This is a genomic window from Okeania hirsuta (assembly GCF_003838195.1).
Classification (GTDB): Bacteria; Cyanobacteriota; Cyanobacteriia; order Cyanobacteriales; family Microcoleaceae; genus Okeania; species Okeania hirsuta.
In genome coordinates this window covers 1-23,569 of the sequence record NZ_RCBY01000124.1, presented here as the reverse complement: position 1 = coordinate 23,569, position 23,569 = coordinate 1, and the positions used below count along the sequence as shown (strand labels likewise).

Genomic DNA, 23,569 nt, shown 5'->3' with positions numbered 1-23,569 from the left:
ATTGCGTTTTGCTGGCGCATAACTCCGTTAACGCTCCGCGAAATGTTTGCGGAGCATGACCATAGGAAAGCAATCTAAGCGTCAATTTCCTATTGCATTATTTTAGTTGAAACAGTCCACTACAATCAAATAAATATTGACAGGTATTATGGAGATAGTAGTTTTTACTACTATTACCAAACTATTATAGCAATCGAAGCAAAGGGCGCGGACAGATCAAAAGCTTAAAACTCAGACAAAGCAAGAATTTCCCTTCTTGGTTCTTCCTTCTTCCTTCTTTCTTCTGCTATAAATGCAATTACATTTACTACTGGCGGTCGATAGAACTTTACCTGCAATAGCTATATAGAACCCATTTGAGATCTATATAATTATGGTAGTCAAGTCTTTTCGCGCATCAATTTTGAGGAAAAATCATCAGCAAGGAGTTGAATTTTTTGTATTATCTCTGCCCACATCTTCCCTCTTCCCTCTTCCCTCTTCCCTCCTGGGAGGGGTTAGGGGTGGGTTGTCTCCTGTCTCCTGTCTCCTGACTCCTAGATAAAAAAACTTGGTATTTATCAAGATACGCTCAGGGGTTCTATAGGTTAATTAATTTTCTCCTTACTATGTAATTGCTAATAAGTCAATTCATGGTTAGGACAACTGAGGAAAATTAGTTCATTATGGTTGGAGATATATGAGGTGATCGCTGCTTTAAACAACGAAATAATCAATATTTGCAGCTTTAAAATTGTATTAGGCAGTAAATACCTATGGATTATATTGAATTTATCATATCACACATATCGAGAAAAAAGGCTGAAAGTATTGAAATTATGTTGAGTAGTTAGGATTTTTTTTACTGTTTTTTGTCAGAGATTAAGGAAAAAAGAAAAAGTATAAAGTTTCTATTTTAACTTATGTCTTTTTCCTTCTTCCCAACTAACTTACATTGTAAAAATTCAGATATTAATATCTGATAGCTGACAACTAAATGCTCACCTTACATTGACCCACGGTTATGAGGAGAATCTAAATCAATCTCCGGACCAACCGGTACAATTTTAGTAGGATTAACATTAGGATGACTCATGTAATAATGCCGTTTAATATGGTCAAAATTACAAGTTTCTTTTATCCCTGGATATTGATAAATATCTTTCAGATAATTCCAGAGATTTGGATAATCCCAAATATGACGTAAATTACACTTGAAATGAACATAATAAACCAGGTCAAAACGAAGCAAAGTAGTAAACATACAAATATCAGCTTCAGTTAAGCGATCACCACACAAATAACGTTGTTTTGATAATATATTTTCCCAATAATCTAAAGCAGCAAATAAATCTTTTACTCCTTCTTCATAAGCTAATTGAGAACCTGCAAAACCCGCTCGATAAACACCATTATTAATTGGCTGGTAAATAGTATCAAGAGTTTTTTCAATAGTATCTTTTAAATCTTCAGGACACAAATTCAGGTCATTTCTAGCAATACCATTAAACTCAGTATCAAACATCCGAATAATTTCACGGGATTCATTATTAACAATAGTATTTTTCTCCTTATCCCAAAGTATAGGTACGGTAACTCTCCCACTATAATTAACATCAGCTTGAAGATAAACTTGCCAAAGATAATTAGTATGATTAATAGTATCAGGAATACATCCTGATTCAGAATCAGAAAATTCCCAACTATTTTGGTCAATTACTGCCCCTACAACTGACAACCCAATAGCATCTTCTAATCCTTTTAACTTTCGCATAATTGCAGTTCGATGTGCCCAAGGACAAGCCCAAGAAATGTATAGATGATAACGTCCTGTTTCTGCCTTAAACCCACTAGAATTATCTGGCGTAATTTTATTCCGAAATGTAGTATTAGGGCGAATAAATCTACCTTGAGAATCTTCTTGTTCTCGTTTAGAGACCCATTTACCATCAATTAAAATACCTAATCCCATGATTACCCCCTCAAAAAATAAAATACTTGTTGAATAATTATCATACTATTTAGGGGTGGGGAGTAGGGGAGTAGGGGAGTAGGGGTACTTTAATATTTTTCACAGTTAAAATGCCTTCAAAGCTAGTAGGGGTAAGGGAAATACGTTGCTCTGGCTAAAAATGGCTCTTTGCGTAGCATTCCGCAGGAAAACCTAGATATATCAGGAAAAAGGTTGATTAAATGTAAAACCTAGACCATATAAGAGTTTGATGCTTTTATTAACATATTTTTTGCCAAAGTACCCGTAGGGGAAATTGAAGTAATAATAGAATTATAAACATATATTATATTATATAATTTTCCATCTATATCAGGAGTCAGAAGGAGAGAGAATCACAAAGATGAGGGTAGTTATGACAATTGGATATTTTTTTTATGTTCAATCAAACCGATTTGATATAACTCCTAAAAAAACTAGCTTATAACAATTAACTAGGAGTTTTCCTAGCTTTTTTTCTAGCCTTTAATAACTCCAAATTTTTTTTCAAAATCATCATAGCATCTTGATTTTTTTTTCTATATATAACCCCCCTTTCAATACTTTTGACTTTTAACTTTTTACTTTTTACTTCCGCGTAGCGGAACTGGCTTCTTTTCTAGCCTTTAATAACTCCAAATTTTTTTTCAAAATTACCATAGCATCTTGATTTTTTTGTTCTATATATAATTCTCCAGCTTGCAAAAAATTTTCTACACTTTCATCATCTTGACGTAGATTAGCAAAAGCCAAACCCCGATTATGATAAGCTTCAGCAATAGTTGAATTATTTTTCAGAACTTCAGCAAACTTATTTATTGCCTGTTGATAATTTCCCTTTTGAAAAGCCTCACATCCTTGTTGAAAATTTACTTCTGCCTCTGATGGTATTGATGAAGATGCTGAAATGAATTCTGTAAATAGGACAGAAATACTACCTTTTCCATGATAAGCATATATCATAGCACCAATACCAATGCTACTTATTAATCCAAAAAAGAGTAACCAAGTTAGAAAATTTGTAGTTTCCATATATTAATATAGTTCTAAGTAAATTGAATTATTACTATTCAAGATTTAAGAATCAAGTTATTGATTATTATAGCAATTCTATTTAAGTTGTAATATTTTGATGGTAGGAGTGTTAACGATAGTTATGCGAAGCTAACGGCCTCCGCTTTACATTTCGCGGAGCATTAACGTAGTTGTACGCTAGCAAAACGCCCGTACAGGAGTCAGGAAGACCGAGTCAGAATTTTAAAGGTTTTCAATTCAAATTAACTATGATCAAAATTGTCATATAAAATCCAGTTATACAGTTATCGCACTTTCTACTTCCATTCAATGCAGATATAAAATGCCAGAATATCTCCAGATAATTCCCACTCTCATCCTGACTTTCTCCTGACTCCTGACTCCGAGCACGATACGATAACTAATATCATGTTCCCCCTCCGGGGGAGCTACGCTAACGGTTGAATACTTACACTTTGCAGGAAGGAAGGCAGAAGGCAACCCACCCCTCGCCCCTCCCCCTGCCAGGAGGGGAAGGTAGAAGGGAAAGAAAGCTTCAAGGCCAGAAGTTTTTTTATAACTGATTATCCGTTAGCGCAGCTCCCCTGGAAGGGGAACATAATATAATTACCTGAATTATATATCACAACCAATTTAGGATTGCTATAAGTAATTTTTCCCAGAAAAAATGTTTTAAATTATAGCGTTTTTATCTAGTGTCTAATTGTATAAGTTAATTTATTTATTAGAAGAATGAAAAAAGCCTAAACTCACCTAAACTCAAACGAAGTCAACTCAAAAATAATATTACTAATTTTTGCAGCTAAACACTAGGATGTGGAGACCAAGTACTATGAAAAAGGTATGGAGGGAATAGTAAAGGAGGTAAAACAGCATTAAATAGTAGCAAATACAAGAATATAAGGTAATCAATTTATTCGTCACATTCTTTTTTCATGCATGGTCTTAGTGATAAAAAACTTCCTTCTTTTTTCCTCCTGACTCCTCCATTGACAACTGAATTGATCTTTCTCTTAATCAGGTTAAATAATTTCATTACAAGAGCAAGGTAGAATTGAGAAGATAATTTACCAGTGAACTTAATACCAATGGATAGTAAATTAGTCAACCAGGCTAGATATTGGCCTTTGCTGTTATCCGTGCTTATATTAAGCTCCTGTGGAGGTGAAACACCACAAGCAGCAGCACCCCCACCTACTGCCGTCAAAATAGCCAGAGTCGATCGAACTCAAGTGGCAGACAGCACAGAGTATATCGCAACAGTAGAAGGAAAAGAAAGAGCAACTATTACGCCAAGAGTAAGTGGACAAGTCAGCCAAGTATTTGTATCACTAGGTAACAGAGTTAAAAAAGGAGACCCCATACTGCAAATAGATCCTTCTCAACAACAGGCAGTTCTTGATAGTAATATTGCTCAGATAAGTTCAGCTCAGGCACAATTAGATAGTGCAGAAGCTCAACTAAGAGCCTTGAGAGATGATAAAACGGAACTAATTGCCCAAAGAGAATTAAATTCTGAAAGAGCTAATCTAGACAATGCTGAAGCAAACCTCCGGAGGGAACGTCAGGAACTAAATAGATTACTAGCTGAATTTGGCTTTCTGTCTGAAGAAGCTAATTTAGAAAATACTCAAGCAACTCTCAGGTCAGAGCGTCAGGAACTAAATAGATTACTAGCTGAATCAAGTTCTTTATCAGAAGAAGCACAATTAGAAGATGCCGAAGCAGCTTTACGAGCACAAAGAGCTGAAAAAGAAAGAAGGGAAGCGACTTTAGAATACCAAAAAATTGAACAAGTAAGATTTTCCACTTTGTATGAAGAAGGAGCTGTCCCTAAAGAAAGGTTTGACCAAGCTACCCGTGACATTAGACAAGCTGAAGCTGAAATAGATGCTATAGAACAAGAAATTGATGCAGCACAAGCACAAGTAGAAAGTGCCAAAAAAGACTTACAAAGACGCACAGGTACATTAGATGCTCAAATAGCAGCTCAAAAAGAAGTTATAGATGCTGCTAAAGCACAGGTAGAAAGTGCCAAAAAAGACTTACAAAGACGCACAGGTACATTAGATGCTCAAATAGCAGCTCAAAAAGAAGTTATAGATGCTGCTAAAGCACAGGTAGAAAGTGCCAAAAAAGATTTGCAGCGTCGTATTGAAACTTTAGATGCTCAAATAGCAGCTCAAAACGAACAAATTTCCTCTCAGGAAAGTCAGGTAGCTCAAGTTCGCGGTCAACTACAACAAACTCAGGCAAATGCAGTGGCAGAACAAGTAGAGTTACAATATTACAATATTCTTGCTCCTATTAGTGGGGTGGTTGGAGAAGTAAAACCGAAAGTGGGTGATTATGTAGATAGTCAAACTCCATTAACCACTATTCAGGACAATAATACTTTAGAAGCTAATATTAATATTCCTATAGACCGACTTCCTGAAATTAGACTAGGTACACGAGTTGAATTACTTCAACAAACAGGTCAATTAATTGGTAGCAGTAGGATATCTTTTATCTCTCCAGATACAGGTCAAGGAACTCAAACTGTTTTAGTTAAAGCAATATATGACAATGGGGAAAAGAAACTGCAAACTAACCAGCAGGTAAAGGCAAGAGTCATCTGGGAAGAAAAGCAAGGATTAACTGTTCCTATTACTTCTGTCAGACGGATCGGAGATCAAGCTTTTGTTTTTGTTGCAGAAGAGAAAATCATGGATGGTGAGAAAAAGTTGATTGCAACTCAAAAACCTGTGAAGTTGGGAAGCATTCAAGGTCAAGATTATCAAGTAATTGAGGGATTGAAAAGCACTGACAAAATAGTTGTTTCCGGTGTGGTAAAACTCCGGAATGGTATACCTATTGCTGATGATTCTGAATTGGGCAATCCCATTGAGAAGAAAAATGAGAAACAGTCCCTCTAAAATATAGATGGGGAGATGGGGGACAGAATATTGAAGTAGTTATAGAATTCTAAATATATTAGACATCTCCAAAAATCAAAAATCAAATCAATTATCGTACAGAAATTATCAATTATTTCCCCCTCCATACCTATTCCCTATTCCCTCTTTTCTGGAGATGTTTATTATATAACTGGATTCTATAGCAATGTGCGCTGGCATATTTACAAATTATAAGAGGTGTCCAATAGCTAAAATCTTATATTATAGGTTTTTTATTCCCCCTGTTGCCTGTTGCCTGCGCGCAGCGCTATAACTGATAACTGATAACTGATTCATTATGCTTTTAAGTATTGCTGATACCTTTATCAAACGGCCTGTCTTAACGACAGTCTGTACAATCATAATTATATTAGCGGGGGCAATTTCAATTCCATTGTTGCCCATTGCCCAATTACCACAACTAGCTAATACCGAAATTCAAGTATCATCAACCTATATTGGAGCTGATGCTCAAACCACAGAAAATACCGTAACCACAATTTTAGAAAGAGAAATTAACGGTGTTGAAGACATGAAATATATGTATTCCAACACCAGTAATAGCGGTCAGACGAGTATTAATATTGTATTCCCTAATGATGTAGACCGAGACACCGCTCAGGTTAATGTTCAAAACCGAGTTTCTCAAGCAGAAGCTTCTTTACCAGATTTAGTCAGACAAACAGGTATTACTGTAGAAGCTGCATCTCCTAATATTCTCTTAGTGATTGCCACTTACTCAGAAAAAGATGAAAATGGCAACTTTTACTACAGTCCTGACTTTATGAGTAACTATATTGATCTCAACGTCTTAGATCAAATTAAGCGTATTCCTGGAGTTGGTCAGGCGACAATTTTAGGAGAACGGAAATATGCCATGCGCATTTGGCTTAACCCCCAGAAAATGGCAGTTCGTGAATTAACAGCTCAGGATGTAGTTAATGCTTTGCAAGAACAAAATATTCAGGTGGGAGCAGGTAAAATTGGTCAAAACCCAGCACCACCAGATTTAGTTTATGAAATTCCTCTGCAAGCTATTGGTAGGTTAAAAAATGCCCAAGAATTTGAGGATTTAGTGCTGAAAGTAGATGAAAATGGTACTTTGGTTAAGGTTAGAGATATAGGTAGAGCTGAACTTGGAGCGGAAAATTATGATCTAGTTACCACATACAATGGAGACCCGACTACGGGTTTAGCAATTTATCAACTTCCTGGCAGTAATGCTCTAGAAACAGCAAATCAAATCAAAGCTACAATGCTGGAGCTTAGTCGGAGTTTTCCCCCCGGATTAGAATATAGCGTTGCTTATGATACAACGTTATTCGTGGAAGTATCATTGCAAGAGGTAGTTATTACTCTACTCCAAGCTGTAGGATTAGTGGTTTTGATTATCTTTATTTTTTTACAAGATTGGCGAGCTACCTTGATTCCAGCGATCGCTATTCCTGTAGCTTTAATTGGGGCAATGGCTGGTTTGAAAATTTTGAATTTTGAAATTAATACTCTGACTTTGTTTGCTTGTACTTTAGCATCAGGTCTGGTGGTGGATGATGCGATCGTAATTGTGGAAGCAGTCTCAAGTAAAATTGAACAAGGAATGAAGGCAAGGCAAGCAGCATTGGATGCGATGGAGGAACTTACTGGAGCAACGATCGCTACCTCCTTAGTATTGATGGCTGTGTTTATTCCGGTTTCATTCTTCCCTGGAACAACAGGAGTAATTTACAAACAATTTGCTTTGACTATTGCTTTTGCCGTTGCCTGCTCAACTTTTAATGCTCTGACCTTCTCTCCTAGTATATCTGGTTTGTTACTACGTCCAAAACAAGAAGCTACCGGACTCTTGGGTTGGATATTTGATACCTTTAACCAAAGTTTTGATTGGATACAAGACAAATACGGTAAATTAGTCAGCTTTCTCACCCGCATTAATATCATAGTAATGGGGATTTTTATTGCGGGTCTCGTGGCAACTGTTTGGATGTACGGTTTAGTTCCTGGTGGATTTGTTCCCGAAGAAGACCAAGGTTATTTTATCGTCATTTATCAAGCTCCTGACGGAGTTTCCCTCAATTATAATAAGAATGCTGCAGCCAAAATTCAACAGGAAATTGAGGAGATTGACGAAATCAAATCTTCTTTTGGTGTTGCTGGGTTTGGTTTTGATGGTCTCAACCCTAGTCAAGGGGTATTTTTCGTCCTACTTAAACCTTGGGAAGAACGAACTTTACCAGAGCAGTCTGTTTATGGCATCACCAGAAGATTAAATGGAGCGTTGCAAGGAATAAAAGAAGTGAATGCCTTTGCTGTAAATGCCCCACCAGTACCTGGATTAGGTAGTACAGGAGGTTTTGAGTTTCAGTTGCAAGACCGAAGTGGTAGTTTGCCTATTCAAGCATTACTCGAAAATGGTAATCGATTAATTGGGGCAGCTAATTCCCCAGAATATCGTAGTTTACAAGCTGTTTATAGTCAGTTTAGCGCTAATAAGCCTCAGAAGCAAATTGAAGTTTTACGCGATCGCGCTAAGGCATTAAATGTGAATGTTAATGATATATTTTCTACCTTACAAATTTATTTCGGTTCGTCTTATGTGAATGATTTTGTTTTAGGGCAACGCCAGTATCGGGTTTATGTTCAAGCGGAGCCTGAATTTCGTTCTAAACCTGATGATATTAATCAATTGTATGTCCGCTCTGTTGATGGTGAAATGATTCCCCTGGGAAGTTTAGTCAGAATCAAAGATTTTGTCGGGCCGGAGATTATCACCCACTATAACATTTTCCGTTCCATGAAAATTCAAGGTGGACCTGCTCCTGGTTATAGTTCTGGGCAAGCGATCGCTGCCATGGAGCAAGCCTCGGAAGAATTGTTAGACCCTGGTTTTGGTTATGCTTGGCAGGGCAGTGCGTTAGAGGAAAAATCATCTGGTGGTGCAGCACCGATTATTTTTGGCTTGGGTTTTGTGATGGTGTTTTTGGTACTAGCAGCACAATACGAAAGCTATATCGACCCTTTAATTATTATGCTCTCGGTACCACTGGCGGTATTAGGCGCTCTGGTAGCAATTTGGTTTCGATCAAATATACTTATGGCTGGCTCTGTTTGGCCAGTGGTTACAAATGATATGTATGCTCAGGTTGCCTTAGTGATGTTAATTGGTTTGGCTTCCAAGAACTCAATTTTGATTGTAGAATTTGCCAACCAGTTAAGGGATAAGGGTGTAAATATTACTAAGGCAGCAATTACAGCAGCAGAGCAACGTTTTCGACCAATTCAGATGACGGCAATCTCCAGTTTGATTGGTTTTATGCCTCTAGTTATTGCTACTGGGGCAGGTTCGAGTAGTCGTTGGTCTCTTGGTACTGCAATATTTGGGGGAATGTTGTTTGGTACTCTTTTGAGTTTGTTGATTACTCCTAATTTATATATTGCTGTTAAAAATTTGGAGGGATGGCTGTTGGAGGGTGAAAAACCTAAGAAGTCAGAGCGACCTGATTTGTCAAATTATGATGATGCTCATTCTCATGGATATGAATCTGTTGATGATGGTATCAAAGATAGCGATCGCGAGCACACTGTCACTGCAAATGGTTCCAATGGTTCATCTGAAAATCAAGCTAATTCTACAGAAAATACTACCTCTGATTCTGATATTGATGAGGTTGTCAGACAGAAGCCACCTCAAAGTTAGATCGAGCTAGTATTATTGCAGAAGGAAAAAGGAAAAATCTGGCGTTTTCTGAATTTTAAGCTTTTGATATGTCAAATACAGTGCTTAAGATTATTTCACTATCCAAGTCTTTGATGATTTATACCATGTCCGATAGCGCAGTTATAATTAGCCTCTCTCTAAGAACTCAGTATTATCTGTCAAAAATATTATCAAGTATGAAATTTTGGACTCGACCTGCTGAGTAGCTAAGTGGATCTATTTAATCTAGGACATAAGCTTCCCGTAAAACCTAAGTCATTTGACAGAAAGATTCTTAAAATATGGAAAAGAATATATTTGAAACAATTATCTTCGTGATAGGTTCTAATCAAATCAAGCATTTGTCATACTTATAGTGACTTTCAGCTATTCATTATAAAGGAGTGTATCCATGGCCTTAAAAGTAGCTATCAATGGATTTGGCCGTATTGGACGTCTAGTTTTCCGTGCTGGACTTAACCATCCCGACTTAATCGAGTTTGTTGGGATTAACGATTTAGTACCACCACCAAACCTAGCCTATTTATTAAAATATGATTCAACTCATGGACGTTTCCAAGGAGATGTGTCAGCTTCAGATGATGGTATGACAATTAACGGAAAATTGATTCCATGTGTATCAGTTAGAAATCCTGCTGAACTACCCTGGAAAGAAAAAGGTGCAGATTATGTAGTTGAGTCTACAGGATTATTTACCACTTTTGACGGTGCTTCAAATCATTTGGCAGCAGGCGCAAAGCGAGTCATTATTTCAGCTCCAACAAAAGATCCAGATAGGGTAAAAACCTTGTTGATGGCTGTTAATCACGATCAATTCGAGCCTACCGAAGATACTATTGTTTCTAATGCTAGTTGTACTACTAATTGTTTAGCCCCTATTGCTAAAGTTATTGATGATAATTTTGGTTTGGCAGAAGGTCTAATGACAACTGTTCACGCTATGACTGCTACTCAACCAACTGTAGACGGTCCGAGTAAAAAAGATTTTCGGGGTGGACGTGGTGCAGCTCAAAATATTATTCCCGCTTCTACTGGTGCAGCAAAAGCAGTAACTCTGGTTTTACCACAATTAAAAGGCAAGCTGACTGGTATGGCATTCCGGGTTCCGACTCCAGATGTTTCTGTAGTTGATTTAACTTTCAAGAGCGAGAAGTCAACTAGCTACAAAGAAATTTGTGCAGCGATGAAAGCTGCTGCCGAAGGACCGATGAAGGGTATTCTTGGATATACTGAAGACCCTGTAGTTTCGACTGATTTTACCAGCGACTCTCACTCTAGTATTTTTGATGCAGGTGCTGGAATTGAACTTAACTCCAATTTCTTTAAGGTTGTTTCTTGGTATGATAATGAATGGGGTTATTCTTGTCGAGTAGTAGATTTAATGTTATCAATGGCACAAAAAGAAGGTATTTTAAGTCAATAGCTAACTAACAATAATTCAATTATGGTAGAGGCGTGGAGTGCCTCTACATTTTATTCTTCTTTTGTTTCTCTAGTTCATAGGTATAGCAGTTGTAATTACTGTATTTGGTATATCAAAAGCTTAAAAGTCAGACAACACCAATATTTTTCTTCTTCCTTCTTCCTTCTTCCTTCTTCCTTGTGCCATATCATAATATAATTATATAAAAATAAGTTAAATGGAGTCAGCTTTTATGTCTGAACTACCACCACTGAATAAAGAAACTATTCAGGCAATTATTGATGAAAAAATTGATGATCATACTGTTAATCAATTAGTTTGGTATTATCTTGGTTATCGCTATGATGCTAATACTGATAAATGGGATGCTTCTAGTGTCGCACCAGAGTGGCGAGATGAATATCTAGAACCTCCTAATTTTATTGAATTTCGCCCGCCCACTGTCAAGTTAACTCGTTCTATTCCTAAAGAAAATAAACAGTTACTGAAGCAAAAGTTAGGTTTTAAAGGTTATAAAATAGGAGAATTTACTCCTGTGCAAGCACGCCGTGCTACTATGGCAAATTGGCTTTTAAGCTACATGGAAATTAGTAGTCGTTGATATTTTTTATATCAAATTGTAGTAAATATCTTTATAAATTTTCATACATTGTAGAGACTTTCATTTCAATAGAATGTTTCTACATTTTTTTCACTATAATAATGATTTGATTTGTCAAAAATCTAATAATGGCCAAGAAGTGAGGTTGTTCAACCGAATTTGATATTATAATATTATGTTCGGATACTTAGGGATTGCTGATTAAATCTAAAAGCATTTACAGATAAAGGTTTTAGCCTTTTTAGAACGAAAAAAAAGTGCAACTTTTTAAGCTTGAGCGACCAAAAAGTTAGGATTTTGGGCTAACTACGGCAAAAAAATAAAGGGATAAATATATCCGACTACCTCCTCTAAATCCCCAATTCCTCCTGACTTCCCCTCCTGGGAGGGATTAGGGGTGGGTTGACTCCTGACTTCTGACTCCTACCCCTGCCAAAAGACTTTTTCAGCAAACCCTAATTAGTTATAATAATAGTTATAATGGAGTTTTTGTTTGTAGTTGGGCTTTAGCCCTTTACAGAACTTTTGATATTGATGAACCACATTATCACAATCACGCACCCTATAGGGACATTCCATGGAACGTCCTTACTGTAGTCTACCGGAATGAAAACCCTTGTAAATATTGGCCTTAGGGCTAAAGCACAACTATGAACCTAATTATAACTGTTCTACTGTAAGCGTAGCTCCCCAGAAGGGGGCACATAATATTACCTAATTGCCAGATATTTTTTCACATTTTCACAACCAAAATTAGGATTGCTATAGATGTCTATTGATTGATTAAATTGAACTAATCTTCTACACATCCATCTAGTTTTTCTGAATTTTTTTCCAAAATTATGACATCCGAGCTACTCTCTATTTTTGCTTGTTGAATCCAACCTTTATCTTTTGGTTGTAGTAAAAAATTAGAAAATTCTAGGTCAATATTTGAAGGAGTTTCAGTTGCACAAATCTGTAATTCTAACCAATTTTCTTCCGATTGATTCAATTTTCTAGTTACTTGGAGAATACTACCATCACCAACTGTACCTTTAACTGTCTTATTTGTTGTATTATTTAGTAATTCAATTGGTTCATGTAAGCTTTCGCGATCATGACCGCCATGACTAATCAATATAAATGAACCTATATCCAAAGATAAACTAGGAGAAAATATAGAATTTGTTTGTTGACTAGGGTTTTTCGTATTTCCTGCAAAAGTATTATTCTTTGGAGAGCTTACATCCAATGGCTGTGTTATTTTTTTTTGCTCTGTTAATCCTTTTACTAAAGGACTTAAAAAATATGCCAATATTCCACCTAATACCAGAAGTATCAGAATTCCTGACAAGTAAAACCACCCACTTTTATATTCTGAGTCATATGGAAAATTTTTGGGTTTATTGTCGAAAAATTGATTATCTGATGAATTAAATTCCGAATTTTTTCGTGATTTTTCTACTTTTAAATGCTGAACTTTTACAGGTGGAACAGACAATTCTGTTATCTGACCTTTATCAGTTACTTGATAATACACTAAAGCTACTGTTACATTATCATGACCATTTGTGGCGTTAGCAATTTCTATTAATCTATCTCTCACTGTAGCTAGATTTGTTTTCCCTTCTAGCAATGGTAATATTTCTGTTTGCCAATATTGTTCTACTCGATTTTTATCGCTTAAACCATCAGAACAAATCAAGAAAATACTATCTTCATCTATTGGAAAACGTTGTACAGTTGGATGTAAACTTGTTGAGGCCGTAATACCCAAAGCTTGTACTAGAGCACCTGATGCAATTTGGTTGACGGCATCTTGATATAAAGAGTAGCCTAATCTGACTTGACGAGTCGCAACATCATCATCTAGAGTTACTTGATAGCATCGAGTCGGAGTAATCCAGTAAGCACGACTATCTCCTACATGAGTGATGTAGAGTTCGTGTAGATGGGCGAGTGCCATAACTAGAGTTGTTCCCATCCGTTGACGACCTTGGCGTTGCTCGTTATCATTACGCTCATAAATGGCATCATTAGCGGCATAAGCAGATTCTTCTAATTTTGTAATTATAGTCAGAGGATCGCCATCTTCAGGTATGTTCTGTAATCTTTGGCACAAAACTTTAATTGCTAACTCTGATGCTTCTTCTCCTCCTTCTTGACCACCAATACCATCGCAGACCATAGCTACTGTTTTATAACTCGGTGGATAGCTAATGGCTGTTTTGCTGGGTGGGTAACAAGCATCTTCATTGTTAGAACGATTAGGTCCGGTATCTGTAGCAGTGGCAATGTTAATTTTTCTAATTTGCGATCGCCCCAATAATTCCAGAGCTTGATCTAGTTGTACTATAACCTGATCGGCATTGTAGACTTCACCTGCAATCATTTGGTGAAACAGTTGTTTCAAGAATTTTTCTACTGCTGGATGAGCATTGCTTGCCCATTTCTGCCAGAATCTACCTAAGTGCTGCAATGTCAAAGATTTTTGATCTGCCTGTAGCTCTAATAAGCGTACTAATTGTCCTTCTACCCGCAGATTTTCTGAATTTAGCAAACTAGAAGCTACTTTTTGCACATTCAACGGTTGCCAAAGTTGAGCTATTTGCCATAACCAATTTAACTGTCGCATTGCTGTAGCATGTTTCCATGATGTAGCTATTTTTGGCATTAAGCTTCCTGAATTGGAATTAATTGGCCCTGCTTCTAAAAGCCAAATTTTTCGAGTCCCTTTTTTTTCTGTTACTGATATAATTCCAAAAACTTGAGGAATATGAAGTCTATAGGGAAATAATCTTAAATATGGTTCTATTTTTCCCGGAATTTCTTCGGGCATCTGGGGCGTTTTTTCTGGTTGAGTATCCATTAGTATTCGATCGTCTTGAACTTGATAACGATCTACTATTATTTCTCCTGGCCGATAGGTTTTTATCCCTTCACCTATAACCCACAGGTAGTGTTTTGGCATAGTGTTTTGCATCAGGGCTCCTCGCAGCTTTCGGCCATTTCTTTGATCGGTTAGATTTATCTTTAATTATTTATGCTAGTTGAATTAGGTCTTTGTTCTTGATTTTTCAGCATAATTTCAATATCTATCTAAAAATATCTAATTCCTAAACTGTTTTACTGATAAAACTATAAATATTATCTTGATTGTCAGTTGTACTAAGTTAATTTTATCATATATTGTTTTTAATCATGTGACGTGATTCATGTCTAAATTTTCTGATTCTAATGCTCTTAGTAATTTTACCAATCAAGAAACTAATTACAAACAGCCACTTCCTCAGTATAGATATAGATTAGCTGTTAACTCAACTTAAACATTCTCATGAATTATATTATAAAATGTTTAATATGGAAATTTTTGCTTTAGTCGAAACTCTAGAGCAATTTTTTCCTGATACTTGGAGTCAGTCAATTTATGGCCAATTGTCAGGTATCTATGAAGCAATTTTTACAACATTATCAAAGTATCTAATCCGATAACAGTGATGTTATCAGATTATTATCAGGACTTACGCAAATTGATTTTTAAACCACTATCTGTAGGGGCGAATGGTATTCGCCGTCGCTATATGTATAGTCTCTGCGTAAGTCCCGATTGATTATATTAGAGATTAAATTTTAATATCCTATTGAGCTTCAGGGTCAATGTCTACTCTTGGTAGTCCTAGGCTATAGTTATTGACACGACTACCAAGATTATAGCTAATTTGACCTGATTGTAATAGCGATCGCACAAAATGCTCTAAATCGGAACCTATACGACGTAGGTTGTATTCAGTTAAATCTTCCCCACTACAAGATTCTACCAGATCGTCAAACTTTCTGTAAATCTGCTGCACGGCAGTATCATTCCAGTTAAGTTCGTTATCGGGGTCGATATCGAGGGTTAATACCTGATCATCAGGAACAAGTTCATTGTCTTCTATAACTCCGGCAAAAATACGAATATGTCTAGTTGTTGACTTTAATAGCATGAGTAATTTTCTCTCTATGACTTTTTGTTAAATTCTATCGTAAGTATTGAAGTATCAAATTACTTAACTTTATGGGTTAAAAAATTCTCACGGAAAAATATTCAGATAATTCACGCTAAAACACTATATTAATAGGATTAAAGCTATAGTGCTACGCTATATTTAGTGTTTATAACTAAAAAATTTGTAACAGCATTTCTGAATAGTAATGCTATGTTTGATTACCGTCTCCCTATCTCTCTATCTCCCTATCTCCCCATGAGTTACAGCGGTTTTCATATTGATCAACCACATCGTCACAATCAAAATCCTGTAGGGACGTTCCAGAACGTCCTTACTGTGGTCTACTTAAATGAAAAGCGCTGTAAAGATAAATAGTAAACTTTTTGAGATTTGGTATAACATCAAGTTCGCTAAATTCGGTATAAAAAAATGTTCCATCACAAGCGCCATTGCCAAATCTTTCTCGATATTCCCCTCCTGGGAGGGGGAGGGGCGAGGGGTGGGTCTCCATCTCCCCATTTCCCTATTTCCCGATCTCCCCTACTCCCCTACTCCCCTACTCCCATTCTGGACCCATTAACTTACCTCTTAATTGCCATTTACCTAACTTGGGGTCATCAACTTCTAGTAACCCACTGTATAACTCTTGTTTGGTGTATGGACTATCTAAAACAGGCCAATTTTTTAAAATTCTTTTTTCCCCATTAACTACTGCGTCCCCAATAGCACCATCTTGCTTATATGTCATAACTATGCGATCGCCAGCTAAACTCAAATAACTTAAACGCCCTTGACTCTCCCATTCCCTATCATCAACGAGAGTTTTATCCAAGGCCTGTTTTAAACTTTCAAAATCTCCAATATCAGCTACTCTTGCTACATCAGTAACCCAAGCTGTCCTTTTTCCTTTAGCAACCATTGCTTGATATTCTTTATATTTCCGAGATAATGGTTGTAAACTTACCTCTGCTGCCCAAGGTCGAGCACATAGCCAAATATTTTCAATGCGCCAAATATACCAATTTTTATATTTTCTCGGTTCGCCATAACGCTTTGGCAAAACTAAATGCGACTGTGCTGGCACTCCTGCTTGCAAATCTCGATCGCTGAGAATTAACTGAAATATTACTGCTCCCTGTTGTTGAACATATTGATCGCCGGGACTACGTCCAGTTGCTCGGGGTCCATGATAAGTGCCACCTAAACCTACTACTGCGTTATTAATGCCTTCAGGGTCGCGCACTACTAACTTATAAGTAGTATATTGTGCACTAATTGTACCCTCGACTTGATAACTGCGAGTAGGCTCTAATAAAGTTCCTAAACTATAGTCCTCAGTTATATAGAATTTTTCCCATAAGCGGTTTCCTTGAGAGTAACTATAGTAAATTGGATGACTTGCTCTGAGCTGAAATGGTAATGGCACTTGTTTACGAGCGAGTGCCCTCAGATGTTCTGGAGGACGATATGTGCTTAGAGCTGCTGGCAATGCTAACCTAGCAGTACCATTTCTCATCTTTTCTGCAGCTTCAGTGCCTTCTCCCCACCACATCCATGCTACTGCACCTAACTCAGTATTCCAGGTACTGCGATCGAAACCACGACTTTCTGCACCTCCAGCAGTCCCCCAACTTAGTCTTAGTGCCATATTAGTTGCATACCAATCTAATAAACCTTTTGCCAGTTTTTTCAATTCTGGGTCGCGAGCAAAATCATATAGATTGAGTAATCCACCAATACTATATCCATAATAAGTGGAAGAATGAAATTCTCCTTGTCCAATAGTTAAAAACTTATTCAGCTCTGCTCGCAACCATGCCTCATTTGTGGCTTCACTTGCAGGGTCTTCTACAGGCCAACCACTTCCATCCATCAACGCTAAACCAGATGCACGTTGCATAAACATATGATTTTCTGTTCCAGTTTTTATCCAGTTGAAAACTTTCGGTCGTTGTAGTTGATTTTTGTAAGATGCTAATACATCAGATGGCATTTTATCTCTAAATAAAAAGAAAATTCGCACATCTAGATAACTACGGAAGTGATAAAGGCTTGGTTTATCTTTATCTAGTTGGAATAAAATTTTCCAGGTTTTTTCTTGATTATAAAGTTCTCCTATTTGTGTATCTTCTAAACTTAATCTGGCTAAAATTACTGGCAGTAGATATTTATGAGGGTCTCCAATTTTTCTTGGTCTCCACCAACTATCTAGTTCTTTTAAGTCTACGGCTGCTAGTTTCTTACGAATTGCCAAACTTCTTGCTTGAAATTTACTTTCTTCTTCTACAGTATTTGGCTGTAACAATGTTGTATTGTTTTTGTTATCTATTTTCTGTGTTTTTGGGCTGTTTTTTTGACATCCTAAAATTATGAAATTCAAGGCTATAGTTAATATTATTACTATGGGAGTATAATTTTTTTGCTGATTTTTCATATACTTTTAAACTCTTACTTAAAGTATTTTTTTTATGCCATTTGCTTGATTTATCAATACTTTTGAATGCTATATAGTACTTAATATTTATACAGTGGCAATAGTAACAGTTAATATCAATTATTGATTAAATATAACATTCAAATTATTGGTTATATGATATAATTATTCCCTTAATTATGCTGAATAAGTATCTTTTGTCAAAAAAATCTGGCAACCATTGATTAATATGATTATCCTTAATATCTTATACTATTTTTTTTGTAACTATGGATTGAATAATTTTGTTGAATATTTTTTTCTATGACCTTATTCTGCTAATAATTATTCTCTTTTATAGAGTGTAACTTCATAGAAAAATGGCATAAATTACAGAATTATGCTTTAACTATGGTGACATAAGTCACGAATTTTCTAGATAAATATAACTTAGAGTAAATTTTTTATCACAGTTATTAATTGTTAAATTGGGGATACTATAAACAGTATATTATGATGATGAACTACTATGAACTATCAAACCCTTTTACCAGAAGTAATTATTGCAGAGTTAGTATTCCAAGTCTATGGATTTGGTATTTTGACTAAAGAACACAGAAAACAGCTCAGAAATTTATTTTTATACCATAATTGGAGTGAAGAAGATACAACAGCTATTAATCGATTACTTTATGGGGTTCGGCGTGGATAGCTGAGGATAGCAGATTGATATTTTTGCTATTCAGCTTGGCTAATAATCATAAAATTTATTTTTTTTAAAAATACCCCTTTTCTAAATTATTTGAAAGATATAACATACCTTTACCTTTAAATAACACAAAAATTTCAGCTTGTAGAAAATTGGTATAGCATTTCTTAAGAAGTGTGAGATACAACGGAAGGGCGATGCTTCATTTAATAAAATATAATGATTGTGGCTTGAAATACAAGTGACAGTTTTAGGTAAAATTAAAACTATCCTATTTTTAGGTTATCACTATTATTTTAAAGTTCAAAAATGAGCAATCTTTACATCTCTTGGTTAGACTATCATCAAAAAATTGAGTATCTAGCAGCAAAAATTTATCAATCTCAATGGCAGTTCAATCAAATTGTTTGTTTGGCTAGAGGAGGATTACGAGTAGGAGATATTTTGTCTCGCATTTTTAAAAAACCTTTAGCGATTCTAGCTACTTCCTCTTATGGTGGTATTAAAGGCCAGGAACAGGGTAAGATGATCATAGGAAAAAATTTAACTATGACTACATATCGTTTAGGTAGTCATGTGTTGCTAGCTGATGATCTAGTAGATTCGGGAGTTAGTATAGATAAGTCTATCGGTTGGCTTCAGGATAATTATGGTCAAGAAATTCAGGAACTCAAAACAGCAGTTTTGTGGTATAAGGCTTGCTCTATATTTGAACCTGACTACTATGTTGATTATTTGCCAGATAATCCTTGGGTCCATCAACCGTTTGAAATATATGAACAAATAAGTGCTGCTGATTTAGCTTTTACTTTGACTAGGATGAACATAGATCGGTAGGGAGACAAAATTATTTGTATATTTAATGCTCAAGTATATTTTCTATTCCCTGTTACCAAACCGGGCATTCCCTAGCTCCACTAAATTGTTAAATTAATTTGTGATACTATGTGAGGATGATTAAGTATAATAAGAATATTTGACTGAAGCGATCTTGAATGAATATCCCAAATTTTTGCTCCGTTTCCACTGTTCCTTATTGAATTTACACCTACGACCTACCATCTAAGAACTTTATTATGACTAATTAAGCGTACATTATATTACAGGTACTTGTGGATAGAGATATTTAAGTTTCATTGAATACTTTACTTTTTTTGTAAAGATTTTATAGATGTAGAAAAAAAATTTATAGTATGTTAGGAAATCCCTAAATTAACTAAACTTGTTATGGCAATTAGAGTATAATATCTAGGCTTAAATAAGTGAACAATTTTAATTGCCTAATTTCAGGCTGAGGTTTTATGGTAAAGTTTATTATTAATAATAGTATATATTTATTGAATTTGCTATGTTTGCTCCTAAACTAACCTTGAATATGGTGGAAGGGTCTATATCTTTTGATTTTAGTCCTGAAGCTGCAAAGAATTTACAAAGTGTGATCATTCAATTAATGCAACAATTAAAAACTGCTGCTGGTAGTCCAGGAAAATTAACTCCACAGAAACCTATGGAATATCAGTATACAGGAGATGTCTTTTTAGAAATATTTTGCAATCCTAATATTTGGCCTAGTCCTTTTGCCGCTAAAGTTTTGATTACTTTACGAGATGAGCGGATTCGGATTACTACTGAAGCTGAACTTACTAGGCTTAATGAGGATATTAGTCAATATTTAGAGCAAGTAGGCTGAAAATGTTCAACTTTAGAAAATATACCAAATATCTAGCAAATAAATAATATTATGTTCCCTTGAATAGTTATGATTGAGATAGTAGAAGAGTAGGTACAATAGTAGAGACTTGGTCTTGAAGTTAGAAGATACATTTTTTCATCAGGCGCTGATCCGCACATGATATAAGTATTTTGTCAAACTTTTGTAGAGACTTTCCATGGAAAGTTCCTGCACTATCTTTTGAAGATATATAGCAGGAAACAGGGAATAGACAACAGCGGTGTGACCCCGCGGGGTGCGACAGACAGTAAGCGGTAGAGGGATGGGGTTAGCGTTAGCGTTTGCGCAGCATGACCATAGGAAAGCTCCTCTGAAAGAGGCAGCAGTTCTGTCAAGAGCGGGTCTCCTTGCCATATCCATGAAACCAAGAGAGGGAATGCGCACTCCTGTGAGGCAAAAGTGGGAAAAGCATTTCCCTCTCTAAGGTTCATCATCAGTATATATCCTAACTAACTCGTTCCTTGCTATACATAATAGACTTGTCGCGAAATAAGAAAAATCTAACTTCATCTTTTGTTCAAATTACCAGAAAATTGGGTTGAAAGCCTCCCCCTAAAAGGGGGACTTTTAAATTGATTTTTCTTTGATAAGTATGTTATCATGTTGTTAGTTTGAAAGTCAGGTTATGAAAGCTAGATTTAAGTATCGTATCTATCCAACACCGGGACAAAAATACCGATTAGCCAAGGTATTTGGTTGTGTCCGTGTAGTTTGGAATGATAGTCTAGCTTGTTGTCAAGAAAAGTATCAATTAGGAGAGAAGAAACCCACTAACTCCGAGCTACAAAAACAGTTGATCACTCAATCGAAAAACACTGAAGACAGAGAGTAGTTATCAGAAGTTTCTGCTATACCATTGCAGCAATCTTTAAATGATTTAAACCAGGCTGATCAAAATTTTTTCAAATCAACTAAAGGTCAACAGAAAGGTAGACCTAACCTATTAGACCTCCTAAATTTAAAAGTAGAAAGTCACGCGCAAACTGCTAGGTTTACACTCATGATGATTTAAAGTTTGTCAACATAAAGTCTATTTAGCTAAGATTGGAAAGCTGAAAATTGTTTGGTCAAGAGATTTACCTGCTGCTCCATCATCAGTAACAGTAATCAAAGATTCCGCTCATAGATATTTCTTGAGTTTTGTAGTAGAAATACAACCAGAAATCTTACCTCAAACTGATAATTCAGTAGGTATAGATTTAGGCATTTCTACCTTTGCTACATTTAGCGACGGTAGAAAGGTTGATGCTCCTAAACCACTCAAAAAACGAATTAAGAAGTTAAGAAAGTTAAATAAGTCATTATCTCATAAAACTAAGGGGTCTAAAAGGTATGAAAAAGCACGGGCTAGAATGGCTAAGTTTCATGCCAAATTAAAAGATACAAGGATAGATTTTCTGCATAAATTATCTACTAAAATAATTCGTGAAAACCAAACAGTTGTTTTAGAAGATTTAAACGTTTCTGGAATGATTAAGAACCGTAACCCACCCCCTCCCCTCCCGGGAGGGGAGCAAGAGGGGTGGGTATCAGATGCACGGTTGGAGAACATTCAGGACTTTTGTAGAAGGAAAAGCAGAAAAATATGGTCGCGATTTCAGAGTAATTAGTCGCCCTTGAGCCAACATCCCAAGTTTGCTCAAATTGTGGCTTTAAAGGTGGGAAGCTAGACCTTCAGGTGCGAGAATGGGAGTGCCTCAACTGCGGTGCAAAACATGATCGAGACGAGAATGCAGCAATAAATATATTAGTCGCGGGCGGGCAGTCCGAGACACTAAACGGACGTGGAGGCAAGCATAAGACTAACTTCAAGCTAGCAGCAGCCAAAGAAACGTCAACCCACCGAAGAGCTATGGCTCAGTAGGAATCTCCGCGCCTTTAGGCCGGAGAGGATGTCAAAGTTTTCTTCTAGTCTTAATATCTAAGATTAATTATCACATTAATTCAGATAGGTCAAAAATGGAATTAATCACAAATAGCAATGTGCATTGTGAGTATCAACTTTCAAAATTTGATAGCAAAATGGGAATTTGGCCATATTATGGTGTAATAAATTGGTATAAGCATCAAGTAGATTCTCATAGATTAAAAATAGCAATTCAACAAATAGTAGATAGTGTGCCAATTTTAGGAGGGAGATTGGTAAAAAAATTGTTTTCTCCATTAAAAGTTGTATGTAATATCAAATCCGGTAGCATCGGAGTAATTAAACCTGAATTTTCGGCCACCAATGGTACTGGGTTATAGCCTTGATTGCAAATTGCTGTGTTAAAAGAACTTGACAACGCTCAAACAGAATTTCTTCTAACTCTTCGAGGCTGGTAAATGAACGATTTGCGATCGGTTCATTAATTAGAGGCCATAACCTTTCTGCTGGTTGTAATTCAGGCGAGTAGGGTGGTAAATACTCTAAGTGCAAGCCCAAAGGAATCTTTAACTCAGAACTTGTATGCCATCCAGCTCTGTCAATGGTTAAGATAATGTGTTTGTCTTCTCCTAACTGAAATTCTCGTGCAAAGTCTTCTAAAACTCGGTTAAAAAGCTCTACATTAACTTTTGGTAAAATCCAGTAGTAAGTTTCACCATTATTTGGATTCACAAAGCCGTATAACCATAGCCATTGGTATTTCCAGTTAACATTGGCGATCGCATGACTACCCAACTGAGCCCAGACTCTTCTACATATAGGTTTTAACCCTAAGCGATGTTCATCCATTGCCCAGACTTCAACTGTGGCCTCTGGGTGTTTTTGCCCTACTTCTTGGACTTTCTGGTTGAGTTTTTTTTTCCACTGTTCTTGCTCTGTGATCTCCCCTTTGTCATGTGCTGGACGTGGTACTTTTAAACGCATTTCAAAGCTACGTAGATATTCCCACCCTCTTTGAGGATGAATAGGACGTTCCAGATGCTCGCTCATCCACTGAGCTACTTTGGGTCCATTCCTTGAAGAAGGAGACAGGAGACAGCTATACTGGAGACAGGAGGAAAATTACATGGGGATTCGCTCCCCCCAAGTAATGCGTGAACACGACCGTTGACGGTGGGGTATTAAACCCACAAAG

General features: G+C 36.3%; 19 protein-coding genes and 1 pseudogene. 12 read left to right on the top strand and 8 right to left on the bottom strand.

Annotated features, from left to right (window positions below; genetic code table 11):
- Positions 1-417: 417 nt before the first annotated feature.
- From D5R40_RS35610 to D5R40_RS19510, 3 genes are all read right to left on the bottom strand, one after another.
- The gene (locus D5R40_RS35610; protein ID WP_161565022.1) at positions 418-564 is read right to left on the bottom strand and encodes a hypothetical protein; all 147 of its coding nucleotides are present in this window, start codon (positions 562-564) and stop codon (positions 418-420) included.
- Positions 565-985: 421 nt separating this feature from the next.
- Positions 986-1,951 carry a glutathione S-transferase family protein gene (locus D5R40_RS19515; protein ID WP_124142850.1) on the bottom strand — a complete coding sequence of 322 codons (966 nt, stop codon included), beginning with the start codon at positions 1,949-1,951 and terminating at the stop codon, positions 986-988.
- Positions 1,952-2,557: 606 nt separating this feature from the next.
- Positions 2,558-3,001 carry a tetratricopeptide repeat protein gene (locus D5R40_RS19510; RefSeq protein ID WP_124142851.1) on the bottom strand — a complete coding sequence of 148 codons (444 nt, stop codon included), beginning with the start codon at positions 2,999-3,001 and terminating at the stop codon, positions 2,558-2,560.
- A 1,076-nt stretch (positions 3,002-4,077) separates the two neighbouring features.
- On the opposite strand from D5R40_RS19510, the gene D5R40_RS19505 reads away from it, so the two are divergent.
- From D5R40_RS19505 to D5R40_RS19490, 4 genes are all read left to right on the top strand, one after another.
- Positions 4,078-5,922 (top strand): efflux RND transporter periplasmic adaptor subunit, encoded by a 1,845-nt coding sequence (locus D5R40_RS19505; protein ID WP_240041623.1) that lies wholly within the window; start codon positions 4,078-4,080, stop codon positions 5,920-5,922.
- Between the two features lie 319 nt (positions 5,923-6,241).
- Complete coding sequence (locus D5R40_RS19500) at positions 6,242-9,637, top strand: efflux RND transporter permease subunit (RefSeq protein WP_124155082.1); 3,396 nt, start codon at positions 6,242-6,244, stop codon at positions 9,635-9,637.
- A gap of 412 nt (positions 9,638-10,049) precedes the next feature.
- Positions 10,050-11,081: a type I glyceraldehyde-3-phosphate dehydrogenase gene (gene gap, locus D5R40_RS19495; protein WP_124155081.1), complete on the top strand. Its 1,032-nt coding sequence runs from the start codon at positions 10,050-10,052 to the stop codon at positions 11,079-11,081.
- 232 nt (positions 11,082-11,313) lie between these two features.
- Positions 11,314-11,682, top strand: coding sequence for a DUF1823 family protein (locus D5R40_RS19490; RefSeq protein WP_124142854.1), 369 nt, complete (start codon positions 11,314-11,316; stop codon positions 11,680-11,682).
- 793 nt (positions 11,683-12,475) lie between these two features.
- On the opposite strand, the gene D5R40_RS19485 is transcribed toward D5R40_RS19490, so the two are convergent.
- Positions 12,476-14,635, bottom strand: coding sequence for a protein phosphatase 2C domain-containing protein (locus D5R40_RS19485; RefSeq protein WP_161565021.1), 2,160 nt, complete (start codon positions 14,633-14,635; stop codon positions 12,476-12,478).
- Positions 14,636-15,024: 389 nt separating this feature from the next.
- On the opposite strand from D5R40_RS19485, the gene D5R40_RS41280 reads away from it, so the two are divergent.
- Positions 15,025-15,156, top strand: coding sequence for a hypothetical protein (locus tag D5R40_RS41280; protein WP_282433648.1), 132 nt, complete (start codon positions 15,025-15,027; stop codon positions 15,154-15,156).
- A 146-nt stretch (positions 15,157-15,302) separates the two neighbouring features.
- Here the strand turns inward: D5R40_RS41280 and D5R40_RS19480 are convergent, their stop codons facing one another.
- From D5R40_RS19480 to D5R40_RS19470, 3 genes are all read right to left on the bottom strand, one after another.
- Positions 15,303-15,650 (bottom strand): NAD(P)H-quinone oxidoreductase subunit M, encoded by a 348-nt coding sequence (locus D5R40_RS19480; protein WP_124142856.1) that lies wholly within the window; start codon positions 15,648-15,650, stop codon positions 15,303-15,305.
- A 334-nt stretch (positions 15,651-15,984) separates the two neighbouring features.
- Positions 15,985-16,164, bottom strand: a complete 180-nt coding sequence (locus D5R40_RS35605) for a hypothetical protein (RefSeq protein ID WP_124142857.1) — start codon at positions 16,162-16,164, stop codon at positions 15,985-15,987.
- Between the two features lie 45 nt (positions 16,165-16,209).
- On the bottom strand, positions 16,210-18,087 hold the full coding sequence (locus D5R40_RS19470) for a hypothetical protein (protein WP_124155079.1): 1,878 nt from the start codon (positions 18,085-18,087) through the stop codon (positions 16,210-16,212).
- A gap of 508 nt (positions 18,088-18,595) precedes the next feature.
- On the opposite strand from D5R40_RS19470, the gene D5R40_RS19465 reads away from it, so the two are divergent.
- The 7 genes and pseudogenes from D5R40_RS19465 to D5R40_RS19445 all read left to right on the top strand — a co-directional run bounded on the left by D5R40_RS19465 (position 18,596) and on the right by D5R40_RS19445 (position 22,754).
- Positions 18,596-18,778 (top strand): hypothetical protein, encoded by a 183-nt coding sequence (locus D5R40_RS19465; protein ID WP_124142859.1) that lies wholly within the window; start codon positions 18,596-18,598, stop codon positions 18,776-18,778.
- A 306-nt stretch (positions 18,779-19,084) separates the two neighbouring features.
- Complete coding sequence (locus tag D5R40_RS19460; RefSeq protein ID WP_124142860.1) at positions 19,085-19,612, top strand: phosphoribosyltransferase; 528 nt, start codon at positions 19,085-19,087, stop codon at positions 19,610-19,612.
- 511 nt (positions 19,613-20,123) lie between these two features.
- On the top strand, positions 20,124-20,465 hold the full coding sequence (locus D5R40_RS19455; protein WP_124142861.1) for a hypothetical protein: 342 nt from the start codon (positions 20,124-20,126) through the stop codon (positions 20,463-20,465).
- Positions 20,466-21,132: 667 nt separating this feature from the next.
- Positions 21,133-21,339 carry a helix-turn-helix domain-containing protein gene (locus D5R40_RS39840; RefSeq protein ID WP_124142862.1) on the top strand — a complete coding sequence of 69 codons (207 nt, stop codon included), beginning with the start codon at positions 21,133-21,135 and terminating at the stop codon, positions 21,337-21,339.
- A 211-nt stretch (positions 21,340-21,550) separates the two neighbouring features.
- Positions 21,551-22,117 (top strand): RNA-guided endonuclease InsQ/TnpB family protein, encoded by a 567-nt coding sequence (locus tag D5R40_RS39835; RefSeq protein ID WP_339379407.1) that lies wholly within the window; start codon positions 21,551-21,553, stop codon positions 22,115-22,117.
- Between the two features lie 62 nt (positions 22,118-22,179).
- Positions 22,180-22,371, top strand: a pseudogene (locus tag D5R40_RS39830) (zinc ribbon domain-containing protein); the annotation flags it as partial.
- A 95-nt stretch (positions 22,372-22,466) separates the two neighbouring features.
- Positions 22,467-22,754 carry a hypothetical protein gene (locus D5R40_RS19445; protein ID WP_124155078.1) on the top strand — a complete coding sequence of 96 codons (288 nt, stop codon included), beginning with the start codon at positions 22,467-22,469 and terminating at the stop codon, positions 22,752-22,754.
- Here the strand turns inward: D5R40_RS19445 and D5R40_RS19440 are convergent.
- The gene (locus tag D5R40_RS19440; protein WP_124154245.1) at positions 22,714-23,424 is read right to left on the bottom strand and encodes an IS630 family transposase; all 711 of its coding nucleotides are present in this window, start codon (positions 23,422-23,424) and stop codon (positions 22,714-22,716) included. The genes D5R40_RS19445 and D5R40_RS19440 overlap by 41 nt on opposite strands.
- Positions 23,425-23,569 lie beyond the last annotated feature (145 nt).

Excerpts from the sequence above, each read along its gene's own strand:
- D5R40_RS19515 (WP_124142850.1), bottom strand. The coding sequence starts at position 1,951 with ATGGGATTAGGTATTTTAATTGATGGTAAATGGGTCTCTAAACGAGAA.
- D5R40_RS19510 (WP_124142851.1), bottom strand. The coding sequence starts at position 3,001 with ATGGAAACTACAAATTTTCTAACTTGGTTACTCTTTTTTGGATTAATA.
- D5R40_RS19500 (WP_124155082.1), top strand. The coding sequence starts at position 6,242 with ATGCTTTTAAGTATTGCTGATACCTTTATCAAACGGCCTGTCTTAACG.
- gap (WP_124155081.1), top strand. The coding sequence starts at position 10,050 with ATGGCCTTAAAAGTAGCTATCAATGGATTTGGCCGTATTGGACGTCTA.
- D5R40_RS19490 (WP_124142854.1), top strand. The coding sequence starts at position 11,314 with ATGTCTGAACTACCACCACTGAATAAAGAAACTATTCAGGCAATTATT.
- D5R40_RS19485 (WP_161565021.1), bottom strand. The coding sequence starts at position 14,635 with ATGCCAAAACACTACCTGTGGGTTATAGGTGAAGGGATAAAAACCTAT.
- D5R40_RS41280 (WP_282433648.1), top strand. The coding sequence starts at position 15,025 with ATGGAAATTTTTGCTTTAGTCGAAACTCTAGAGCAATTTTTTCCTGAT.
- D5R40_RS19480 (WP_124142856.1), bottom strand. The coding sequence starts at position 15,650 with ATGCTATTAAAGTCAACAACTAGACATATTCGTATTTTTGCCGGAGTT.
- D5R40_RS35605 (WP_124142857.1), bottom strand. The coding sequence starts at position 16,164 with ATGGAGACCCACCCCTCGCCCCTCCCCCTCCCAGGAGGGGAATATCGA.
- D5R40_RS19470 (WP_124155079.1), bottom strand. The coding sequence starts at position 18,087 with ATGAAAAATCAGCAAAAAAATTATACTCCCATAGTAATAATATTAACT.
- D5R40_RS19465 (WP_124142859.1), top strand. The coding sequence starts at position 18,596 with ATGAACTATCAAACCCTTTTACCAGAAGTAATTATTGCAGAGTTAGTA.
- D5R40_RS19460 (WP_124142860.1), top strand. The coding sequence starts at position 19,085 with ATGAGCAATCTTTACATCTCTTGGTTAGACTATCATCAAAAAATTGAG.
- D5R40_RS19455 (WP_124142861.1), top strand. The coding sequence starts at position 20,124 with ATGTTTGCTCCTAAACTAACCTTGAATATGGTGGAAGGGTCTATATCT.
- D5R40_RS39840 (WP_124142862.1), top strand. The coding sequence starts at position 21,133 with ATGAAAGCTAGATTTAAGTATCGTATCTATCCAACACCGGGACAAAAA.
- D5R40_RS19445 (WP_124155078.1), top strand. The coding sequence starts at position 22,467 with ATGGAATTAATCACAAATAGCAATGTGCATTGTGAGTATCAACTTTCA.
- D5R40_RS19440 (WP_124154245.1), bottom strand. The coding sequence starts at position 23,424 with ATGAGCGAGCATCTGGAACGTCCTATTCATCCTCAAAGAGGGTGGGAA.